The organism is Vibrio kasasachensis (genome assembly GCF_050337565.1).
Classification (GTDB): domain Bacteria; phylum Pseudomonadota; class Gammaproteobacteria; order Enterobacterales; family Vibrionaceae; genus Vibrio; species Vibrio kasasachensis.
Genome location: NZ_JAKJTB010000008.1, coordinates 440,727 through 461,628, shown reverse-complemented (window position 1 = coordinate 461,628; position 20,902 = coordinate 440,727). Strand labels below are relative to the sequence as shown.

Genomic DNA, 20,902 nt, shown 5'->3' with positions numbered 1-20,902 from the left:
TTATAGTGGTGTTCATGCATAGTGTCATGGGGATTCAACTATTCTTAACCGATTCCTGACTGTGTAAATTCTTGTATCAAACAACTAGGAAATAGATGGCTATTCCACGTCGTTGTTTTCCTTGAACTGGTACCAGTGACAATACTCTGAATCCTGCACCTTCAAGTCACTTGGGTATACACTGACGTATATTTTTGTAGAATACACTCAGAACTTTTATTGGATAACAACACTATGAGTAAACCACTAAACGAGCTGCTTAGTCTGCTTCAATTGGAAAAGCTAGAAGAAGGCTTATTCCGAGGTCAGAGCGAAAACCTTGGGCTACCTCAGGTCTATGGTGGTCAAGTTATTGGACAAGCTCTCTCCGCTGCGCGTTATACCGTTGATCCCGATCGAACGGTTCACTCATTCCACAGTTACTTCCTCTACCCTGGCGACTCTGAAAAACCTATTATCTACGATGTAGAAAATCTACGAGATGGCAGAAGCTTTAGCACGCGCCGCGTAAAAGCCATTCAAAATGGTCGACCTATTTTCTACTTAACGGCCTCTTACCATGGCGAAGCTCCAGGGTTTGAACATCAAAGCACCATGCCTACGATCCCAGGGCCTGAAAATTTTGCTTCTGAATCTGAACTGGCAGCTAAAATTGCTCACTTCTTACCAGAAAAAGTGCAAAAAATATTTTGTGGTGAAAAGCCAATCGAAATGCGCCCTGTCACGGTTGTTAACCCACTTAAACCAGAGAAAGCCGAACCTAAACAATACTTGTGGGTCAAAGCCAATGGTGAAGTACCTGACGACCAGTTAATTCACCAATACCTACTAGCGTACGCATCTGATTGGGGTTTTCTTGTCACCGCTTTGCATCCGCATGGAGTTTCTCTACTCACACCAAAACTCCAGGTGGCAACCATTGACCATTCAATCTGGTTCCACCGTCCATTTAAGATGGATGAATGGCTGTTATATGTCATTGAAAGCCCAACCGCGAGTAACACTCGGGGATTAGTCCGTGGAGAAATCTACAACCGTCAGGGCGATCTTGTGGCAACCGCAGTACAAGAGGGTGTGATGCGTTTTACTAATTAGCCTGCAACGACATCACGCTGCAATCACTTGTCGTGGCGTGATGTATTTCTCTTATATCGCCCTCTAACTTTGATTCATCAAAATACCTTAAGGAGAAAATTATTCTCCTTTCGTGCTAAATCACGCTATATTTAGCAAAGGTTTTCTCTCGTTTTATAGGTAAATTATTAACATAACGAACCTTAGGAGATAGCCGATATGTGTACTAACTATGACTGGATTAACCATGCTATTGGTAAAATCGAAGCCGACTACCAACGATCAGCTGATACCCACTTAATCAAACTCGATTTACCTTGCATAACCGGCATTGATGTCTATCTCAAAGATGAAAGCACTCACCCTACTGGCTCGCTTAAACATCGATTGGCTCGCTCTCTTTTCCTTTACGCTATTTGCAATGGCTGGGTTGGTCCAAAAACGACCATTATCGAATCATCGTCTGGCAGCACTGCGGTATCTGAAGCCTATTTTGCTCGTTTGCTTGGTCTCCCATTTATCGCTGTCATGCCTAAATCGACTGCTCGTAGAAAGATTGAACAAATTGAGTTCTATGGCGGCAAAGCACACCTCGTTGACCGTTCTGACCAAATCTACGCAGAATCACATCGTTTGGCGCAAGAGTACAACGGTCACTATATGGATCAATTCACTTACGCAGAACGCGCGACTGACTGGCGCGGTAATAACAACATTGCCAACTCAATCTTTAGCCAAATGACGCTTGAGAACCACCCTATTCCAACATGGATAGTAATGAGTCCAGGCACAGGCGGTACGTCTGCGACTATTGGTCGCTTCATTCGTTTTCAAAAACACGAGACTAGATTATGTGTGGTCGACCCTGATAACTCTGTTTTCTACGATTTTTACAACACTCGCGATACCAAGCTAACGGGTGAACTAGGCAGTAGAATTGAAGGCATCGGTCGCCCACGCGTCGAACCAAGCTTCATTCCTGGCGTGGTCGATGAAATGCGCAAGGTACCTGATATCGCATCCGTCGCAACGGCTCATTGGCTTGAGAAGATATTAGGTCGCAAAGTTGGAGCTTCAACTGGTACTAACGTATACGGCGTACTGCAACTTGCATGCGAAATGAAACAACGTGGCGAGACAGGATCCATTGTTACGCTGTTATGTGACAGCGGTGAGCGCTATCTCGAGACTTATTATAATCCAGAATGGGTAGCCGAAAATATTGGTGATCTACAACCGTACCTGGCGAAACTTGCAACCTTTGAAGCAACAGGGTCTTTAGAGTAGCGCTATTTAGTAAACAGTAAAACGGGCATCAGTTGAAGCCCGTTTTTATATTCGATAACCAAACAATGTAGAGATAGATTTGATACTACGGCAATATCAAAGTAGCCAGCAGAGAGGATTACTTTTTCTGGCGCGCTTCAAAAGCAGCTAGCTGCTCCGGCGTTGCCGCAGGTTGGTGATTTTGCTTCCACTCATCGTAAGTCATGCCATAAACACGCTCACGAGCATCATCAATGTCTAATTCCAAATTCTGAATTTCTGCTTCAGCTTTATACCACTTACTAAAACAATTGCGGCAGAAACCAGCCTGAATCATCAGGTCAATATTTTGCACTTCTTTATTCTCATCAAGGTGCGCTAACAGCTTACGAAATACCGCAGCATCAAGCGAATCTTGTTGCTGTTGAGTCAGACTTTTGTATTTAAATTGAGCCACTTTGCTTTCCTTATTATTGGTTTTTCTCTCGCTATTATACGCGCCGGATAAAAAAATGCCCAAGCAAGTTACTTGGGCATTTTTTCTAATCGTTCAGTTCAATTAACCTTGAATACCCACGATAAGCCATGGCGCATTCGGAACTGTTAAGTCTCGCTCTAAGTGCCAAATATCATCAATATTTTCTTCAACACCTTCTACCGAATCACGGTAACGACCACTGAACTGCAAGCTAAGTTGAGCTTTACTTGCATCGTAATCTGCGCGAACAATTTCAGCATCCACATACATCACGTCGGTATGCTGGTCACCTTCCAATTTAGAGCGTTCTTCTATCAAGTCTGCTAGCAGACTTGGAGATACATACTCTTCAATGGTGTCTAGTTGATTGTGGTTCCATGCACCTTGTAAAATTCGGTAATGCTCACGAGAACCATTAACAAATGCCGCTTGATCAAAACCTGGTGGGTAATTGTGTGGAACATCTGACTGTGTACCAAAACCGCCGAAGCCACCTTGGTTAACATTTTGTGGTTGCTCAAAGTTATGAACATTAGGTTGTTCAAACTTCGGTGCAGAACCGCTGTCGTACGCATGCTGCTGGCGATGCTGATTCATACTACCCTGCTTAGAACCAAGCATTCCGCGCATCAATTTGAAGATAACAAAAGCTATCAAACCCATGATCAGAATATCCATGAATTGGATACCCTCAAACGCACCACCAAAGAAGGCAGCAAGTAAACCACCCGCTAACAGACCACCTAAAATACCACCCATCAAGCCTTTTTTGCTTGACGCTTTTTTCGTGGTTTGCTCCTTACCAATCGAACTAGTGTTCTGTTGTTGCTGTTTTGGTGCCGGCGCCGTCTTAAAGCTTTTACCAAAAGACTTACCACCACCAAACCTTTTAGCTTCAGCTATAGGCGTAATGGCGACTGAAACCATCAACAACGCCACGAGAGAAAAAAGTCGTTTCATGTGTTTCCTTTAGGGTACGAGGCTGAGTCTGTAACCCACTCGAATTAGTTTTAGTTAGGATCTTAATCTTAGCTTTATAGCTACAAGAAAGATAGATTCCGCAACTGATATCATGTATCAGAATATTGCAAATTTGCGGCGCTGTTTAGTTGACGCTCTATCAACTGCCCCATAGAATATCGAACAATGTTCATTTTTGTCTATTCACTATGGCTCGAAGAAACGATCACACTCGCGAACAACTCGTTGCACTTACGCTAAAAGCCGTTAAGCAATTCCTTAACGAAAGCTCACACCACGAATTGAGCTTGCGCAAAATTGCCCAGATGATTGGTTATGTACCAAGTACGCTGGTGAATGTTTTTGGCAACTATAATTTACTTTTGCTTCATGCTGTTGCTCAAACTCTTGACGAGCTTTCCGGTGAAGCTAAAGCTGTGGTGCGGAAAAGTAATGACCCAAATGAAGCTTTGTATCAACTGGCGTACTGCTACCATGACTTTGCCCAACGACATCCACACCGTTGGCAGCTCATTTTTGAGCACAATATGAATGGTGAGCCATTACCTGATTGGCAAAATGATCGCATAGATAATATGACAGGTATGCTTGAAGGTCTACTCCGACGACTTGCGCCAAATCGCACAAACAACGAAGTGATTCAGGCTAGTCGTGTTTTATGGTCTGGCGTGCATGGCATTACGCTATTGAGTGTCGATGATAAGTTTTTTGCCTCTGAGCCAATCGACGGTAAAGAACTGATCAAAAACCTCCTCTCTAACTATTTGAAAAACTGGTAACGCAAAGGGAAATGCAATGCCCCATCAACGCCAAACGTCACTGCTTCGTCAACGACGTTTTCTTCCTTATTTTGTAACTCAGTTTTTTGGGGCCTTTAACGACAATATCTTCAAAAATGTCTTATTGTTGTTTGTTGCCTTTGCTGGAGTAGGGGTACTTCCCGTCTCAAGCAACTTGTTCATTAACCTTGCTGCGGGCTTATTCATCCTGCCATTCTTTTTGTTTTCTGCTTCTGCTGGCGTATTAGCCGATAAGTATGAAAAGTCCGGGTTTATTCGTAAAGTAAAGTTGGCTGAAATTGGCATTATGACGCTAGGTGCCATCGGGTTTATAACCGAAAGCTACATAATCTTGTTGATATTACTGTTTTTGATGGGTACGCAATCGGCCTTTTTCGGACCAGTGAAATATGCGCTATTGCCTCAACAATTAAAGCCAAATGAACTGGTACCCGGCAATGCCTTGGTCGAGACTGGGACCTTTCTCGCGATCCTAATGGGGACAATTGGCGCAGGTATTATTGCATCGCTGGAACACGCCAACTACATCGCTGCAGTCTGTGTGGTACTGTTCGCTCTATTGGGTTATGCCGCTAGCCGTCAAATACCCAAAGCGCCAACTGCCGCACCTAATCTGACTTTTCGTTGGCGGCCCATCCAACACACAAAGCAGACAATTTCGATAGCTAAATCCGACCGAGTGATCTTCCAATCAATCATGGCAATTAGCTGGTTTTGGTTCCTTGGCGCGGCCTACCTAACCCAATTTCCTAACTTCACCAAGGTTTACCTCAATGGCAATGAAAGTGCAGTTTCGTTTTTGCTTGGGCTCTTTTCCATTGGTATTGCTGTAGGCTCATTAACTTGTGACAAACTTTCCCGCCACCGAATCGAAGTTGGGATTGTGCCACTAGGAAGCTTGGGGATTACTCTTTTTGGTTGGCTGATGGCAAGCTCTATCCCGGGCAATTTGCCTCAATTTGACAGCTTTTCACAGTTTATTGCCTACCAAGAACTCTGGCCATTATTTGCTTATCTATTATTGCTTGGTGGATCTGGCGGTGTCTTTATCGTTCCACTTTATGCTTTGATGCAACAGCGAGCCAAAGTGACCGAGCGTGCCCAAGTTATTGCAGCGCTCAATATCTACAACTCCCTCTTTATGGTCTGTAGTGCGGTCCTTGGGATTGTGTGCCTTTCTCTACTTGAGCTCACCATTCCACAACTTTTCTTACTGCTCTCGACACTCAACTTTCTCGTCGCTTGCTATCTATTCTTCCAAGTGCCCGTGTTCGTAGTACGCTTCTTAATGTGGGTTGTCACCCATACTATGTACCGTGTTAGACACAAAAACTTGCACCATTTGCCGGAAAAAGGCGGTGCATTGATCGTGTGCAATCATGTCAGCTATATGGATGCCTTATTGATCAGTGCGATATGCCCACGCCTAATTCGATTTGTTATGGAAGAAGACTACGCCAACTTACCGCCATTGCGCCGTTTCTTAAAACGTGCCGGTGTTATCCCTATCTCCGCAACGCGCAAAGGCAGTATTCGCCGCGCGTTTGCTGATGTTGAACAAGCCTTAAATGATGGTCATATCGTTTGTATCTTCCCTGAAGGTCGATTAACCAGTGATGGTGAAATGAACGACTTTATGCGTGGAATGGATATTGTCTTGCGCCGCAGTCCTGTTCCCGTCATACCTATGGCTCTAAAAGGTCTATGGGGCAGTTATTTCAGCCGATATAAAGGCAAAGCCTGTCAAGGACGACCAAATCGCTTCTGGTCAAAAATTGAAATTGAAGTAGGTGAACCCGTTTCACCACAAGACGCAAATACACAATTGATGCAAAAAACAGTGGCCGAACTGCGTAGTAATAGGCGTTAGCAAGACATTCATCATCTCACCTAGGAAGTTGTTCAGTTTTTCTTAACGAATGTTCAAAACATTCAGACTTACTGACCTCATTAAGTTGGTTAGAATGCCATCCTTTATGCAAGTGAGGCTGTTCTCGCTTGCGGTCACCTTTGAGTTTTCTTCAAATAATGAACAACTATAAACACTCTTTTGTTTTTTTCCTGGCTCTGCTTGCCTGCTTAACGCCTTGGGTAACCTCTCCAACCGCATTAGTTATTGGTTTTTTCCTGGCTTCGTTTGGCTTAGTTCCTAGTCACTTTAACGTTGCTAAAATCACCAAAAAACTGTTGGCATATTCGATTATTGGTCTTGGCTTTGGTATCCATTTCGAACAAGCTTTAGCCGTAACCTCCAATGGTATCGGTCTGATTATCACCTCAATTGTTGGTACATTGGTCATTGGTTGGTGGTTTGCAAAACTACTCAAAATTGAGAAAAAACTGGGCTATCTGATCTCTGCCGGTACCGCTATTTGTGGGGGCAGCGCCATAGCAGCTATCTCCCCTGCGATTAAAGCCAAAGACGAAGAAATCGGCTTAGCACTGGCTACCGTATTTGTGCTGAACTCAATTGCGCTATTTGTGTTCCCGGTAATTGGGCATGCATTAAACTTAGATCAACAAACTTTTGGGACATGGGCTGCGATTGCCATTCACGATACGTCATCAGTTGTCGGGGCTGCATCTGCATACGGTGAAGACGCGCTTACCACCGCAACAACATTGAAACTCGCTCGTGCTTTGTGGATCATCCCTGTTGCGTTTGTCAGTGCCTTTATTTTCCGTAACGATTCAAAAAAAATCACCATCCCTTACTTTATACTTTTTTATTGTGCAGCCATCGCGTTCAGTGATCTGCTGCCGCAGTTTGAAGCTGCGTATAACATCATTTTCGATGCGGCAAAGCGCGCATTAGTGGTGTGTTTATTCTTGATTGGCTGCGGTATTTCTGTTTCTAAATTAAAGGCTGCGGGCATGAAGCCGCTTATTTTTGGCGTGACACTGTGGGTACTGATTTCAACCAGCTCGCTAGCATGGCTGATGTTGAAATAAAAATAACCGACGGAAGAGTCTTTGTATTAAAGCTCTTCCGGTTCTATAACGACCTTTCTAAGCTTCTGTTTACGATACAGAACCACCAGCGCGATAACACAAACAAACGCGCCCAGTTCAGCTAATGCTCGATAAAGCCCGTCAGTTTGGAGTGCTATCCCAATTTGCAAAACCACAGAAAAAGTGAGTAAGAGCTTCATTTTTATATCCATATAACCAGTATCTAAAGCCAATTATGATTTACCAGCATATGAATTAGAAATTCAGTTTCGCTCTATCAAATAACTTCAAAGTCTGTATGGTTTGAAACCCACCGTTTCAACTCGCTTCGCGACATCTTAATTCCACTATTTAGCACGCTTGCAGGTAATGACAAGAATTGTTGTGGATGCTTAAAACGCTCCAAGCGATCCGATAGCCATACTGAAAAATCAATCTCTTCTCGTGGTTTATTGGTACTCACAAATGCAATTGGGCGAGCGCCATATTGAGCATTCACAACGGCAACAACCATCGATTGCAGTACATTAGGGTGAGCATTGAGTACTTGTTCAATCTCCTCACAGTGAATATTCTCACCACCTGAAATAAACTGATTATCCGCCCGTCCTTGAATGACTAACTCACCATTCTCTATCCAGTAACCCAAATCCTTACTATCAAACCACCCTTCCACATCCTGAATTGGGGTTATCTGTCCCTGACAATAATAACCACTAGCTAGCGTCTCCCCCCCAATAAAGACATGCCCGTCACGAAGTTCAACCTTTCGCTTTGGCAGCACTCTACCTGCACTGTAATTGCCATCAATACGTTTTGCAGTGACGGTCGAAGCCGCTTCTGTCATACCATACCCTAGCCAAGTCTCAATGCCTTTCTTAGCCGCTTGCTGGCTTAAGGTTAGTGGCACGTGACTTCCGCCAAGCAATACATGAGTAAGGCTTAGTGGGGTATTCGCATCAAGCAGTCGATTGAGTTGAGTCGCCACCAACGAGACATGGGTAACGTCTTGGATATCTTGTAGCAAGTCACCGATTCCAACCTTTAGCGAAGCTCCTGCATGCAGCCAGCGATAAACTATCGCTAAACCCGAGACGTGGTACATAGGTAAGCTCAATAACCAAGTATCATTCGAGCGAAAATGAAATCCTGCTAACAAGCCTTGAGCTGAAGCCAAGTGTTGCGCATGAGAATGAGCCACGGCTTTAGGCTTACCCATCGAGCCCGAGGTAAAAATAATCGACGCGAGCGCATCCACTTGGTAAGCACTCTTAACACATGGATTACGCAGCATAGATGTGTGGTTAAAAATTATCGCCCCTGCGAAGCCCTGACCGTCAGAACACCACAGGTGTTGGCTTCGATTGTCGGCATAGAGTGTATTGAGTTTCCCGTGTAGTGTCGCTTGTGGTTGAGGCATTGTTATCGCACAAACAACACCAAGCTCCATACACGCTAGGTATATCAACACTAATTCAGCTGAGTTTTTACCCACGCAAGTAACGACATTACCGGGTTTCACATCCTGTTGGGTAAGAGTATCTACGTATTTTAGAACTGTTTGATAGAGTTCTGACCAAGTATATCGCCGGCTTGGTGTGATAAGTGCTAAATTATTTGGGCTCAATTGAGCCCAATTTCGTAGTGGTGAGTATGGCATCACACTTGCCAAATCAAAGCTTGGTCGGTGAGTTTGCGTAGAGGTAACTGACATTCAGGCCAAGGGACTTCAAGCTGTTCAGCAAATAGACCTACCGTATCAAGCCCCGGCACTTCGTCCGGCAATTGCCACTTAGCAAAGCGTGCTAGCTGAGTTAAGCCTAAGCTTGACTCGATACTTGAGCTAATCACGGCTTTAATACCGAGTTCCTTCGCTCTCGCGATTAACTCGATACACAGTTGCACAGAACCTATCAAAGTTGGTTTGATGATAATAGTTTTAACCCCATTGAAATCATCCAATTTAAAGTCTGGCTTGCGTACTGAGTGCTGTAGTGTTTCATCCCAAGCTATAGCAATCCCCGTGCTAATAGCAAATGAAAAACTATCTCCTGGTGTTTCACAAGGCTCTTCAATAAATTCGATTCGTTGGCGGAAAGAGGGGGTTATGTAGCTAGCAAATTTAAGCGCTTTCTCTTTAGTCCACGCTCGATTAGCATCCAAGCGTAAATTCAAATCTGGAATCGATTCTAAAAATAGGTTAGCAACCATGCCATCTCGAATCGGTTCATACAAACCCACTTTGATCTTAGCGACTTTCTTGCCTTCCATTGCCATCAATTTTGGCAGCAACTCATCAGGATCTCCGCTGCACAGGGGCGCGGAACGATACACGCCTTCAATTGGCAAGCCACCCTCTAATTCAAGTAACGCCATTGAAAGCCCAAAGGCTACCGAAGATGAAAGCAGTTGGTAGTCAGGCGTATTGCCTTGCTTCCAACTAGTAAGTTGTTCGACCAACTGAGTGTACACTTCATCCATAGTTTCGGTACTGAAACCTGGCAGTGGGGCTATCTCTCCTCGACCTACCCGACCATTATCGGTCAGTTCGATAATAAACCCTTCACGTTCTTTTAAACGGTTATCACGTAGAATCACACCACTGTCCATCGGTAACGCATAGCGATACAGCTTGGCTGATTTCATTCCAATATTTCCCTTACTCATCGTACTTCGCAACCTTTCTCATCGGTCATCAAAAATGAGCCATCAAAATAGATTTTTATTCATTGTTTGAATGATGGCTTTAGACCATTGAGCAACAGCAAACAATAAAGCGTGCGTACCTTGAATACACACCTTTACCTCCGCTGCCGCTCTAATGGTGACAGAGACGAAACGAAATTATGGATTACGAGGAAACTTATTGAAGTCCGGACGACGCTTCTCGTTGAATGCATTGCGTCCTTCTTGACCTTCTTCAGTCATGTAAAACATCATAGTCGCATTACCGGCAAGCTCTTGTAGACCCGCTTGACCATCACAATCCGCATTCAATGCAGCCTTCAAGCAGCGCAGTGCCATAGGGCTATGTTGGAGAGTTTCACGACACCAACGAACGGTTTCTTTTTCAAGGTCTTCAATAGCGACAACGGTATTCACCAGCCCCATGTCCAATGCTTCTTGTGCATCGTAAAAACGACATAGGAACCAAATTTCACGCGCTTTCTTTTGCCCAACGATGCGTGCCATATAAGAGGCACCCCAACCGCCATCAAAAGATCCGACTTTAGGACCAGTTTGACCAAATTGAGCGTTTTCTGCAGCAATCGTTAAATCACACATCATATGCAGAACATGACCGCCACCCACCGCCCAGCCGGCAACAGAAGCGATTACTGGCTTTGGACAAGTTCGGATCTGACGTTGAAAGTCCAGCACGTTTAAGTGGTGGGTACCGCCGTCATCTTGGTAACCGCCGTAATCGCCGCGAATTTTCTGGTCACCACCAGAGCAGAAAGCGTTTTCACCAAGACCGGTTAAAATGATCACACCCACTTGCTCATCATAACGAGCGTCAGCCAGTGCAGTAATCATCTCTTTGACGGTTTGAGGACGGAATGCATTGTGTACTTGCGGACGCGCGATAGTGATTTTTGCAATGCCGTCATCCGATTTATGATAATGAATATCTTCATATTCACCGCTGCAGTCATTCCAGTTTACTGGTGCGTATAGTTCTTCTTCTGAAATACCTACTGTTTTAGCCATGGTGATTCCTGTTGTTGTTAATTACTCGCCTATGCGAGCTTTGATTTGATTCAGTATGTCGATTGCAAAAGCTTTCGGGTGCTCGAAATGAACGTTATGCCCAGCCTGCGCAATTTGACTAAAAGACAAATGACTCTGCTCGGCCATCTGGCAGAACTTGCTGTCTTTCTCGCCACAAATATAGTGTATATCGATACCACTGCTACTCAACTCAGGTAACAGTGATGGTTGTTTAGCTAAAGAGGTCGCGAGCAACATGCGACCAATTGATCCGCCTAGATTAGCACTGCGCTTAGTAATCAGTGTTTGTCTTTGCTCATAATTTAATGAAGAAAATACCGATTGTTGATACCAATCGTCTAATACCTGACCAATCGGCTCAATGCTAAAGCGGTTTGCCCAATGACAATCATTTTTCCAACGCTCAGCGCGTGATGCTTCATCCTGTAAGCCAAAATTACCCCCTTCGATGATTACCTTGATAAGGTTTAGTCCATCAAAATGATGCTTGGCAATACCATACATTGCAATTCGGGCTCCTAAAGAGTAGCCGATAATAATGACAGTTTGATTGGGCGATAAAACAAAATTTAAGGTATCTATGATTTGCTGACAAACTTGATCGAAATCTTCACAGACAATATCTTGGCTGCGTCCGTGACCAGGGAGATCAAGAGTAAGGATTGAATAGCTTTTAAGATGTTTCGTGCAGGCTTGCCAATCATCACCACAGCCCAATAAACCATGAAGAAAGACCAAGGTTGGCATATCTTCTGTCTGGTTCGTTGAACGATGGTAACTATAAGCTAGCATGAAGCCCCATCACCACGGCTTTAATCTGTTGTGAAGCTTGCTCGGGTGGGGTTTGTACTTCAATTATCAAACAGCCTTTGCCATTAAGTAAGTGCTGCTCCAATTTTGCTTGATAGACCTTCAATGAATCAGCTAGATAATAATCGAGCTTAAATTGCTGCGCCGCTGCGGAAAACTCGTAGCCGTGCGGCATCTGATACAAACTTTGCTTTTGTTCTAGAGGAACCGGCAACAAATCGAAAATAGCACCACCATCGTTATTGGTGACGACGATGACGCATGGGACCTCATGGGCAGTAAATAGTGCTAACGAATTGAGATCATAAAGTAGCGATGTATCGCCAATGTAAAGCACACTTGGTTTGCCTGTTGCTCTCGCCGTACCCGCAGCGGTCGCGACTAAGCCATCAATACCGGATGCGCCACGATTGGAATAGACCTCACTGCTAACTTGCCCAAACATATCCACCAAGCGAACAAACAAACTATTGCCCAAAAACACATTGGTATTGGTTGGCAGCTTAACCAAGGTTGTTGCTAACGCGATTTCGCTCAAATGGCTATCAGTCTTGATCTGATTATCCACCGATTGCCGAACTGATTTGCTCAATTCAAGCGCGAAACTCGCCCAGGAGTTACTGGTACTGGCTTGAACGTTCTGCGACAGAGCCTGTTCCAACCATGTTGTCACTTCACAAACGTGCTGCATTTGCATCAAGTGATCTTGATTATTGCGTGCCAAACTCGGGCTAACATAATGATATTCAACATCAGCGGTTGCTAACCATTGATTGAATCGTTTCGAAACAATACGCGAGCCAATCTGCACAACCAAATCAACTTTTTCTACCAGAGACTTACCCGATTGTGTCTGTAGCCACACATCATAATGCGCCCACTCGCTACTCTCTCCTGACTGTGGGTCACACAATACTGGCCACCCCAAGCTCTTCGCCAATTGTTTTGCCAGCTGAGCCTGCCGACGACTTACACTGCCGACAATGATCACGCCATTGCGTTCTTGCCAATCATTCACATCAAACGTATTAACTGCGCTTGGCACGACCTGCTGGCTATAACAGCCCTCAGCCATCTGCCATTTAGCCACTGCATCAATATAGTCTTGATAGATTGATTTAGGCTGATCTGAATACAAGGGTTCTGGAAATGCACAATTGATGTGAACAGCACTGCCTTCACGCGATTGTTTAAACATCACTTCATCAATCGAAGTCAGTAACCAGCGCAGTGACACATGATGTGACGGACTTGGTAGTTGTAGTTCTGCACTCACGTGATTTGAGTAAATACCCTGCTGAACAATCGCTTGGTTAGCCCCACAGCCAATCAATTCAATCGGACGATCTGCGGTGAGTACTACCAATTTTTCGCCGGTCAGCTTTGCTTCTGCAATAGCTGGCAATAAATTGGCAACCGCGGTACCGGAAGTGACGATAAGTGCAACTGGCTTATCACTGGCTTTTGCTAAACCCAGCGCAAGGAAACCCAAGCCTCGCTCATCAAAATGCGTATGCAGCGTGAGTTTGCTATTAGCATCGGCTTCTAATGTTAAAGGCGTTGAACGAGAACCAGGTGCGAGACAAATATGCTCTACACCAAAACGCGTCAACTCTTCAAGTAACGTTTGGCACCAAATACGGTTCAATACTGCTTGGTTGTGCATTACGACGCCACTCCAAGCGGTGGGTGATCAGTAATCAAAGAAAGTAATGTCGACATTTTTTTATCCAGTTCTTGCCATTCATGTTCAGCAATTGAGCCAGGAACAATCCCCGCTCCCGCATAAAGTTGAATGTTGTCACCCACAATTTGTGCACTACGAATAGCGACACAGAATTCCGCTCGTTCAAGGCTAATGTAACCCATAGAACCAGCATACCAACTGCGCTCAAAAGGCTCATACTTCTGAATGAATGCCATCGATTCTCGGCGAGGCAAGCCCGCGACAGCCGCGGTAGGTTGCAGTGCTGATAAAAGTTGAACACCATTAACACCATCATACAAATGAGCATGAATACTGCGCTTCAAATGCTGTACTTTGCGTAGGCGTACCAAACGGGCATCTTGCTCTACTTCGACTAAATCAGAATATGGACTGAGACGATCAATAATGTCATCCACCACATATTGGTTTTCATTGAGATTTTTTTGGTCTTGAGACAACCAATTAGACAACGCCATATCGTGGCTAGCGTTGTCACCGCGCCCAATAGTGCCAGCCAGTGCTTCGGTATAAAGATCTTTGCCTTGTCGGCAATACAAACGCTCTGGGGTCGAGCCGATAAAACTGTGGCTTTCATTTTGCGCCAACATAAAGTGAAAACTATGTTGGTTATGTTCAGTACTGGATTTCAATAATTGGGCTGCGCAAATCGCGGCATGCAGTTCAATTGTCGTTTTACGTGCTAGAACCACTTTTTTAAATTCATTTGCTTGTATACCATCAAGCACTCTTTCGACTAACGCATCCCACTCAAATTGAGTTGGCGTGTGCTCGATATGATCAATATGTGCGGTAAGTGGCAGTAGGCGTGGAACATCACACCTTAGTTGTTGTAAGCTTTCAATCACACGCTGTTTTGAAGCGTTAATATTAACCATCAAAGACCATTTGTGATCTTGGCGGATAAGTTCGATTTGCGGCAAAAAGAAAAAAGATTCCGGGCAATGCGGGTTTTTTGCACTTTGTCCATCAAATGAACGCCCACCCCAAATTCGCTGCTCGCCTGATAAAAAAGCATAAGCAGGAGCGGGATCCGTAAATGTGTGCAGTTGTCCTAGCGCGACAACTTCTTCTCGAGTATCACGAGATTGCCAATAAAACTTTGGATAAATCGGCTGAGCTTGCAACCAATCAATGAAAGCAAAATCAGGCTTGTACTCCAGAACTTGAACCAAACGAGTCACCTCGTCCGTTGCATCCTTTACTCGTTCAATCAGTTCGGTAACGGCTTGCTGAAAATATGACAAATAAACCTCGTTGACTGGAGATTTCTAAAATTACGGATTAATTGAGTAATGTATTTCTACCGGGAGTCCAAATCAAGGTTGTACTCAATTTTTTACAGAATCCTGTGATAACACACAAACCTATCAAGATGAAAAAAAGCGACTTTTATAGATTTTAATTCTACCAAACCCTGTTTTGGTGTACTTTAATAAAAGATTTTAATTATTTTTAGGTTTTACACAATGCAAAATATCGGGATGTCATCAAAACTCGATAATGTCTGCTACGACATTAGGGGACCAGTACTCAAACATGCTAAGCGCATGGAGGAAGAGGGGCATAAAATACTAAAGTTGAATATCGGTAACCCTGCCCCATTCGGTTTTGATGCCCCAGATGAAATTTTAGTTGATGTAATTCGAAACTTGCCAACTTCACAAGGTTATTGTGACTCGAAAGGTATCTATTCAGCGCGTAAAGCCGTTGTTCAGCACTACCAGAAAAAAGGCATTCGCTCCCTTGATGTTGAAGATGTGTATATCGGCAACGGTGCGTCTGAGCTGATCGTTATGTCAATGCAAGCGCTGCTAAACAACGGCGATGAAATGCTTGTGCCATCACCTGACTATCCACTATGGAGTGCGTCTGTTGCGCTGTCAGGCGGTAAAGCAGTGCATTACATGTGTGATGAAGAGTCGGATTGGTACCCAGACCTAAACGATATCAAGAGCAAAATCACGCCTAAAACACGCGGCATTGTACTGATTAATCCAAATAACCCGACAGGTGCGGTCTACAGCCGTGACTTCCTATTGGAAGTGATTGAAATCGCCCGTCAACATAAGTTGATCATCTTTGCCGACGAAATCTACGACAAAGTTTTGTACGATGGCGCAACACACACTTCCGTCGCAACACTGACCGAAGATGTGTTAGTTGTTACGTTCAACGGGCTATCTAAAGCCTACCGTGTCTGTGGTTTCCGCGGTGGTTGGATGTTCCTTACAGGTCCAAAACATTGTGCTCAAGGTTACATCGCTGGTCTAGAGATACTCTCCTCGATGCGTTTATGTGCCAACGTACCAATGCAACACGCAATTCAAACAGCACTCGGCGGATACCAGAGCATTAACGAGCTCATCCTTCCGGGCGGTCGTTTGCTTGAGCAACGTGACCGTGCGTGGGAACTGATCAACCAAGTACCCGGTGTTTCTTGTGTGAAACCTAAAGGTGCGATGTACCTATTCCCTAAGATTGATACCAAGAAATACAAAATCCATGATGACCAAAAAATGGTATTCGATTTCTTAGTTCAAGAAAAGGTACTCTTGGTTCAAGGATCTGGCTTCAACTGGCCAAAACCGGATCATTTCCGTATCGTGACACTGCCGCACGTTGAAGACTTGGAAACGGCAATTGGTCGCTTTGAGCGCTTCCTATCGACTTACAGTCAGTAGATATTTAAGTTCAAATTACATATTCTTAAAGGCACTCGTTGAGTGCCTTTTTTATAGATATAAGGAAGTACTATGCAAGAAAGTCATTTTTTCGCCCACCTAGCCCGTATGAAACTAATTCAACGCTGGCCTTTAATGCGCTCTGTTTCTAGCGAAAATATCTCAGAGCACAGTTTACAGGTTGCGTTTGTCGCCCACGCACTCGCGCTAATCAAAAATAAGAAGTTTGGCGGTACGCTGAACCCCGAGCGTATTGCAATACTTGGTATGTACCATGACACCAGTGAGGTTATTACTGGCGATTTACCAACACCGGTAAAATACTACAACCCTGAGATTGCCAAGGAATACAAAAAAATTGAAGCTGCAGCAGAACAGCGATTACTCTCAATGCTACCCGAAGAATTTCAGCAAGACTTCGCACCGTATTTGCTTACCCAATCTGCTCACCAAGACGACGCCGAGATTGTTAAGCAAGCCGACACTATTTGCGCCTATCTGAAATGTTTAGAAGAACTCAGCGCGGGGAATCATGAATATGCACTGGCGAAGAAACGCCTTGATGTAACGCTAAGAGAACGCCATACAGCAGAAATGGAATACTTTTTGAACACCTTTGCACCGAGCTTCGAGCTCTCTCTCGATGAGATAAGCTAACCCAGATAGCACTCAACCGCGCTGTTGAAACGCATCTAATAGGTAATCGATCAACGCCTTTTTGCGTTTCGGCATCAATTGTCGGTCTGCGTAAACCAGACTCACTTCGACCTCAGGCATCTCGTAACTTGCCAATAGACGAACCAAATCTCCATTAGCAAAGTGCTCTCGGCAAATGAATTCTGGCAAAATCGCCACACCCAATCCATCGAGACAAGCCTTTAGACAAGCGGTAATAGTATTCACCTTAAGACGATTTGGCAGTTCGAACAGGCAAGTTTCGCCATTATCCGCTTTAATCGTCCACTTAGGGATCCGTGCTGCCTTATTAACTACCTCAACTTGTTGGTGTGGCAACGAGAGATCTTTATGAGTGTCGATCGCACCAAATTTTCGCAAGTATTCCGGACTAGCGACTAAGACTCTAGGAGACTTGGTTAGGTGACGAGAAACCAATGTTGAATCCACTAATTCACCAATTTGAGCATAGAGATCAATCCCTTCTGAAATAATATCCACCTCTCGGTTTGTCAGTTCCAAGTTCATTGTCACTTGTGGATATTGATGCAAAAACTGATGAATGTAAGAGCCAAGGACTTGATGCCCCAGCTCGACTGGCAATACTACTTTCAAAGGGCCTCGCACTAAATCCTGATTGGCAGAAACTTCCAGTTCAGCTTGATTCAATATCTCCAACATCTGCAAGCTCGATTGATAGAACTTTTCTCCTTCTGCAGTGAGCACTAAACTGCGGGTAGATCGTGTGATCAACTTAACACCTAAATGCAGTTCGAGTTCGGCAACTTTTCGGCTTACCGTTGACTTAGTCATATTGAGGGTTTCAGCCGCTTGAGTAAAACTCCCACAATCAACAACTTGGGAAAAAACAGTAATCGCATTTAAGTCCATACGTTGGCTCAATTTCTTATTGGTTATAATTTTGCAACAGTGTTTCTTTTTTTTCCTATCTTATCAACCAATGTTGAACAAATTACACTTCGGTCCCTTCATAATAACGTTAGAATGAGACACGACATGGCTGATATCAGTGCTGCTACCCAATCAGTAACCACTCCCAAAAGGAAAAAAGCACCACTTGTTGCCACCGCAATTATGCTATCACTAGGTCTTTTGGGCTCGGGTTATTGGTTTGGTTACGGTCAATACTTTGAGTCAACCGACAATGCTTACCTACAAGGTGATATTACTAATATTAGCCCCAAGGTGTCAGGCTATATCGCTAAGTCTTACGTTTCAGATAATCAGCCTGTCACAAAAGGCGACTTGTTGGTCGAAATTGATGATCGGGATTATCAAACTGCATTGGATCAAGAACTAGCGCACATTAATGTCGCCAAGGCCAGTGTTGATAACTTGTTGGCTCAGCAGAACCTGCAAAGAAGCCAGATCAATCAGGCACAAAGCCGGGTAGATTCAGCCCAAGCGGAATACGATAGAGCAATTCAGCAAGTCGCGCGTTCTCGCAGTCTTTTAACACGTAATTACGCTTCACAGGATGAAGTAGACAGTAAGCTAGCACAACAAAAAGTGACGCTTGCCGAGCTTGAAGAAGCCAAAGCGAATTGGGTCGCAAGTAATGATCAGCTCGTGGTGATCGCTAGTCAAATAAAGCAGGCAAAAGCCTCTGTCACCGAAGCGAATGCGCAACTTGAACAAGCACAACTCAATCTCGACTACACCAAAATTTATGCACCAGCCGATGGCATTATCGGCAAACGCAGTGTGCGCCAAGGGTTACTAGTGCAAGCGGGAACACCTTTGATGAGCTTGGTACCAAACAATGAAGTTTGGATCGAAGCCAACTTTAAGGAAACCCAATTAAATGGTATTCACAAAGGGCAAACAGTGAAAGTCGAGTTAGACGCTTTTCCAGACCAACCTTTAGAAGGTATTGTTGATAGCTTTTCGCCGGCGACTGGAGCAAAATTTGCGCTACTACCACCTGAAAACGCCACTGGCAACTTCACCAAAATAGTCCAACGTGTGCCGGTAAAAATCATACTGCCGACACAAAATGCATTAACAGGGCGACTATTGCCCGGGTTATCTGTTGTAGCAACGATCGATACTCGAGGCTAAGCCATGAGCAGTACGATCAGTATGAATAACTCCCTTTCTGGCGACGCCGTGCCTCTGGAATCAACACAAGTGCCTTTGCGCAATTGGATCGCCTTGTTTGGCGGTTTGATTGGTGCCTTTATGGCGATCTTGGACATTCAGATCACCAACTCATCATTGAAAGATATTCAGGGAGCTTTATCGGCAACATTAGATGAGAGTTCGTGGATCTCAACTTCCTATCTTGTCGCTGAAATGATTGCAATTCCGCTAAGTGGTTGGCTATCAAAATCGCTAGGTAAGCGTCGATATATTACATGGACGACTGTCATTTTCACGCTGTCATCCCTACTGTGTTCGTTTTCGTGGAACATGACATCGATGATCGTATTTCGCGCCATGCAAGGCTTCAGCGGTGGCGCTCTGATCCCTCTCGCCTTTTCATTGGTTATACAGCTTCTGCCCGTTAATAAGCGCGCCATCGGCATGGCCTTGTTTGGCATTACAGCAACTTTTGCACCATCAATAGGACCAACCTTTGGTGGTTGGCTTACTGAGAACCTGTCTTGGCACTATATTTTCTATATTAATATTCCACCCGCTTTGCTGATGGTTTCAATGGTCCGCTATGGTCTAGATGATGAGAAGGTCGATCTAAATCTACTCAAAAAGGCTGATTGGCTAGGCATTGCTACCATGGCATTAGGACTTGGTTGTTTGGAGGTAGTACTTGAAGAAGGCAACCGCGAGGAGTGGTTTAGCTCTGGTTTTATCGTCGCTTTAAGCATTATTTCTACGGTCAGCTTGGTCTATTTCATTATCAATGAACTGCAACATAAAAAGCCATTGGTCAATTTGCGGCTACTTGCTAATAGGCAATTTGCCATGGCTTGTATCGCCTACTTAATTTTGGGGATGGCGTTATTGGGGTCGATTTACGTCTTACCTTTATATCTCACCCAAATCCAGCATTACAATGCCATGGAAATCGGTGGTGTATTGATGTGGATGGGGTTACCTCAATTACTGATTTTCCCATTGGTACCCAAGCTAACCCAAATTATTAAACCTAAGTATCTGGTGACATTTGGCTTTGTTATGTTTGGATTTAGCTGTTACGTCAATACTCATATGACGGTCGATTATGGTGGTCAGCAACTCATTCTATCGATGGTATTACGCGCGATTGGTAGCCCATTCATTATGGTGCCACTGTCTCTTGTAGCGATGAAGCATATTAGCAAAATTGACACTCCTGACGCCTCTACACTAACCAATGTGATGCGTAACTTGGGCGGAGCATTTAGTATTGCTATTATCGCCACCTTATTAGACAACAAAACCCGTGAACACCTCGCTCATATCAGAGAGTCAGTCACATCGGTCAGCCAGTTAGGTTGGCAAACACTGCATCAGCAGCAAGCATTCTTTATTCAGGCTGGTAGTGATGCCGCCACCGCAATGCATCAGGCGCAAGCAAGCTTGCTTGGTACCATGCAGCGAGATGCCGCAATAATGGCATACAATGACGTATTCCTCGTCATGACAGCCTTTTTGGGGCTTGCAGCGGTAATGATCTTATCAATGGAAGATTAATGATTACCACTGTGTGATAATTATACTCGTTGGCTTGAACTCCTTTGCGTATGGGTGTACGTTAAGA

At 44.4% G+C, this 20,902-nt stretch carries 19 protein-coding genes; 9 read left to right on the top strand and 10 right to left on the bottom strand.

What is annotated here, in order from left to right; genetic code table 11:
- The first annotated feature begins 234 nt into the window (after positions 1–234).
- Positions 235–1,095, top strand: coding sequence for an acyl-CoA thioesterase II (tesB, locus tag L4C38_RS02515; protein ID WP_428795937.1), 861 nt, complete (start codon positions 235–237; stop codon positions 1,093–1,095).
- A 198-nt stretch (positions 1,096–1,293) separates the two neighbouring features.
- The gene (locus tag L4C38_RS02510; protein ID WP_428795936.1) at positions 1,294–2,361 is read left to right on the top strand and encodes a PLP-dependent cysteine synthase family protein; all 1,068 of its coding nucleotides are present in this window, start codon (positions 1,294–1,296) and stop codon (positions 2,359–2,361) included.
- A gap of 118 nt (positions 2,362–2,479) precedes the next feature.
- On the opposite strand, the gene L4C38_RS02505 is transcribed toward L4C38_RS02510, so the two are convergent.
- Both L4C38_RS02505 and L4C38_RS02500 read right to left on the bottom strand, forming a co-directional pair.
- On the bottom strand, positions 2,480–2,797 hold the full coding sequence (locus tag L4C38_RS02505) for a DUF1244 domain-containing protein (protein ID WP_428795935.1): 318 nt from the start codon (positions 2,795–2,797) through the stop codon (positions 2,480–2,482).
- A 102-nt stretch (positions 2,798–2,899) separates the two neighbouring features.
- Positions 2,900–3,778: a Tim44 domain-containing protein gene (locus L4C38_RS02500; protein WP_428795934.1), complete on the bottom strand. Its 879-nt coding sequence runs from the start codon at positions 3,776–3,778 to the stop codon at positions 2,900–2,902.
- Positions 3,779–3,987: 209 nt separating this feature from the next.
- On the opposite strand from L4C38_RS02500, the gene L4C38_RS02495 reads away from it, so the two are divergent.
- The 3 genes from L4C38_RS02495 (at position 3,988) to L4C38_RS02485 (ending at position 7,551) form a co-directional block, all read left to right on the top strand.
- On the top strand, positions 3,988–4,578 hold the full coding sequence (locus tag L4C38_RS02495) for a TetR/AcrR family transcriptional regulator (RefSeq protein ID WP_428795933.1): 591 nt from the start codon (positions 3,988–3,990) through the stop codon (positions 4,576–4,578).
- Between the two features lie 16 nt (positions 4,579–4,594).
- Positions 4,595–6,469 (top strand): MFS transporter, encoded by a 1,875-nt coding sequence (locus L4C38_RS02490; RefSeq protein ID WP_428795932.1) that lies wholly within the window; start codon positions 4,595–4,597, stop codon positions 6,467–6,469.
- Positions 6,470–6,627: 158 nt separating this feature from the next.
- Positions 6,628–7,551, top strand: coding sequence for a YeiH family protein (locus L4C38_RS02485; RefSeq protein WP_428795931.1), 924 nt, complete (start codon positions 6,628–6,630; stop codon positions 7,549–7,551).
- Positions 7,552–7,577: 26 nt separating this feature from the next.
- On the opposite strand, the gene L4C38_RS02480 is transcribed toward L4C38_RS02485, so the two are convergent.
- The 7 genes from L4C38_RS02480 to L4C38_RS02450 all read right to left on the bottom strand — a co-directional run bounded on the left by L4C38_RS02480 (position 7,578) and on the right by L4C38_RS02450 (position 15,066).
- Entirely contained in the window at positions 7,578–7,751 is a 174-nt protein-coding gene (locus tag L4C38_RS02480) for a hypothetical protein (RefSeq protein WP_428795930.1), read from the bottom strand.
- A 77-nt stretch (positions 7,752–7,828) separates the two neighbouring features.
- Positions 7,829–9,211, bottom strand: a complete 1,383-nt coding sequence (menE, locus tag L4C38_RS02475; RefSeq protein WP_428796022.1) for an o-succinylbenzoate--CoA ligase — start codon at positions 9,209–9,211, stop codon at positions 7,829–7,831.
- Complete coding sequence (menC, locus tag L4C38_RS02470; RefSeq protein ID WP_428795929.1) at positions 9,211–10,197, bottom strand: o-succinylbenzoate synthase; 987 nt, start codon at positions 10,195–10,197, stop codon at positions 9,211–9,213. Before menC ends, menE begins: the two co-directional genes overlap by 1 nt.
- Positions 10,198–10,395: 198 nt before the next feature.
- Entirely contained in the window at positions 10,396–11,262 is an 867-nt protein-coding gene (menB, locus tag L4C38_RS02465) for a 1,4-dihydroxy-2-naphthoyl-CoA synthase (RefSeq protein WP_428795928.1), read from the bottom strand.
- Between the two features lie 21 nt (positions 11,263–11,283).
- Positions 11,284–12,075 (bottom strand): 2-succinyl-6-hydroxy-2,4-cyclohexadiene-1-carboxylate synthase, encoded by a 792-nt coding sequence (menH, locus tag L4C38_RS02460; protein WP_428795927.1) that lies wholly within the window; start codon positions 12,073–12,075, stop codon positions 11,284–11,286.
- Positions 12,062–13,759, bottom strand: coding sequence for a 2-succinyl-5-enolpyruvyl-6-hydroxy-3-cyclohexene-1-carboxylic-acid synthase (gene menD / locus L4C38_RS02455; protein ID WP_428795926.1), 1,698 nt, complete (start codon positions 13,757–13,759; stop codon positions 12,062–12,064). Before menD ends, menH begins: the two co-directional genes overlap by 14 nt.
- On the bottom strand, positions 13,759–15,066 hold the full coding sequence (locus L4C38_RS02450; protein ID WP_428795925.1) for an isochorismate synthase: 1,308 nt from the start codon (positions 15,064–15,066) through the stop codon (positions 13,759–13,761). Before L4C38_RS02450 ends, menD begins: the two co-directional genes overlap by 1 nt.
- Before the next feature lie 222 nt (positions 15,067–15,288).
- Between L4C38_RS02450 and L4C38_RS02445 the strand changes: the two genes are divergently transcribed.
- Positions 15,289–16,503 (top strand): pyridoxal phosphate-dependent aminotransferase, encoded by a 1,215-nt coding sequence (locus L4C38_RS02445; protein WP_428795924.1) that lies wholly within the window; start codon positions 15,289–15,291, stop codon positions 16,501–16,503.
- Positions 16,504–16,575: 72 nt separating this feature from the next.
- Complete coding sequence (yfbR, locus tag L4C38_RS02440) at positions 16,576–17,160, top strand: 5'-deoxynucleotidase (protein ID WP_428795923.1); 585 nt, start codon at positions 16,576–16,578, stop codon at positions 17,158–17,160.
- A gap of 12 nt (positions 17,161–17,172) precedes the next feature.
- Here yfbR and L4C38_RS02435 read toward each other — a convergent pair whose 3' ends face one another.
- Positions 17,173–18,069 carry a LysR family transcriptional regulator gene (locus L4C38_RS02435; protein WP_428795922.1) on the bottom strand — a complete coding sequence of 299 codons (897 nt, stop codon included), beginning with the start codon at positions 18,067–18,069 and terminating at the stop codon, positions 17,173–17,175.
- A gap of 126 nt (positions 18,070–18,195) precedes the next feature.
- Here L4C38_RS02435 and L4C38_RS02430 point away from each other — a divergent pair, with 126 nt between their 5' ends.
- Both L4C38_RS02430 and L4C38_RS02425 read left to right on the top strand, forming a co-directional pair.
- Positions 18,196–19,260, top strand: coding sequence for an HlyD family secretion protein (locus L4C38_RS02430; RefSeq protein ID WP_428795921.1), 1,065 nt, complete (start codon positions 18,196–18,198; stop codon positions 19,258–19,260).
- Positions 19,261–19,281: 21 nt separating this feature from the next.
- A complete protein-coding gene (locus L4C38_RS02425) occupies positions 19,282–20,835 on the top strand; it encodes a DHA2 family efflux MFS transporter permease subunit (protein ID WP_428796021.1) in 1,554 nt (517 codons plus the stop codon).
- Positions 20,836–20,902 lie beyond the last annotated feature (67 nt).

What these genes read in the sequence shown, in the direction of transcription:
- yfbR (WP_428795923.1), top strand. Translation starts at nt 16,576, where the DNA reads ATGCAAGAAAGTCATTTTTTCGCCCACCTAGCCCGTATGAAACTAATT.
- L4C38_RS02495 (WP_428795933.1), top strand. Translation starts at nt 3,988, where the DNA reads ATGGCTCGAAGAAACGATCACACTCGCGAACAACTCGTTGCACTTACG.
- menH (WP_428795927.1), bottom strand. Translation starts at nt 12,075, where the DNA reads ATGCTAGCTTATAGTTACCATCGTTCAACGAACCAGACAGAAGATATG.
- L4C38_RS02425 (WP_428796021.1), top strand. Translation starts at nt 19,282, where the DNA reads ATGAATAACTCCCTTTCTGGCGACGCCGTGCCTCTGGAATCAACACAA.
- menD (WP_428795926.1), bottom strand. Translation starts at nt 13,759, where the DNA reads ATGCACAACCAAGCAGTATTGAACCGTATTTGGTGCCAAACGTTACTT.
- L4C38_RS02510 (WP_428795936.1), top strand. Translation starts at nt 1,294, where the DNA reads ATGTGTACTAACTATGACTGGATTAACCATGCTATTGGTAAAATCGAA.
- L4C38_RS02490 (WP_428795932.1), top strand. Translation starts at nt 4,595, where the DNA reads ATGCCCCATCAACGCCAAACGTCACTGCTTCGTCAACGACGTTTTCTT.
- L4C38_RS02435 (WP_428795922.1), bottom strand. Translation starts at nt 18,069, where the DNA reads ATGGACTTAAATGCGATTACTGTTTTTTCCCAAGTTGTTGATTGTGGG.
- L4C38_RS02430 (WP_428795921.1), top strand. Translation starts at nt 18,196, where the DNA reads ATGGCTGATATCAGTGCTGCTACCCAATCAGTAACCACTCCCAAAAGG.
- menB (WP_428795928.1), bottom strand. Translation starts at nt 11,262, where the DNA reads ATGGCTAAAACAGTAGGTATTTCAGAAGAAGAACTATACGCACCAGTA.
- tesB (WP_428795937.1), top strand. Translation starts at nt 235, where the DNA reads ATGAGTAAACCACTAAACGAGCTGCTTAGTCTGCTTCAATTGGAAAAG.
- L4C38_RS02480 (WP_428795930.1), bottom strand. Translation starts at nt 7,751, where the DNA reads ATGAAGCTCTTACTCACTTTTTCTGTGGTTTTGCAAATTGGGATAGCA.
- menC (WP_428795929.1), bottom strand. Translation starts at nt 10,197, where the DNA reads ATGAAATCAGCCAAGCTGTATCGCTATGCGTTACCGATGGACAGTGGT.
- L4C38_RS02500 (WP_428795934.1), bottom strand. Translation starts at nt 3,778, where the DNA reads ATGAAACGACTTTTTTCTCTCGTGGCGTTGTTGATGGTTTCAGTCGCC.
- L4C38_RS02485 (WP_428795931.1), top strand. Translation starts at nt 6,628, where the DNA reads ATGAACAACTATAAACACTCTTTTGTTTTTTTCCTGGCTCTGCTTGCC.
- menE (WP_428796022.1), bottom strand. Translation starts at nt 9,211, where the DNA reads ATGCCATACTCACCACTACGAAATTGGGCTCAATTGAGCCCAAATAAT.
- L4C38_RS02445 (WP_428795924.1), top strand. Translation starts at nt 15,289, where the DNA reads ATGCAAAATATCGGGATGTCATCAAAACTCGATAATGTCTGCTACGAC.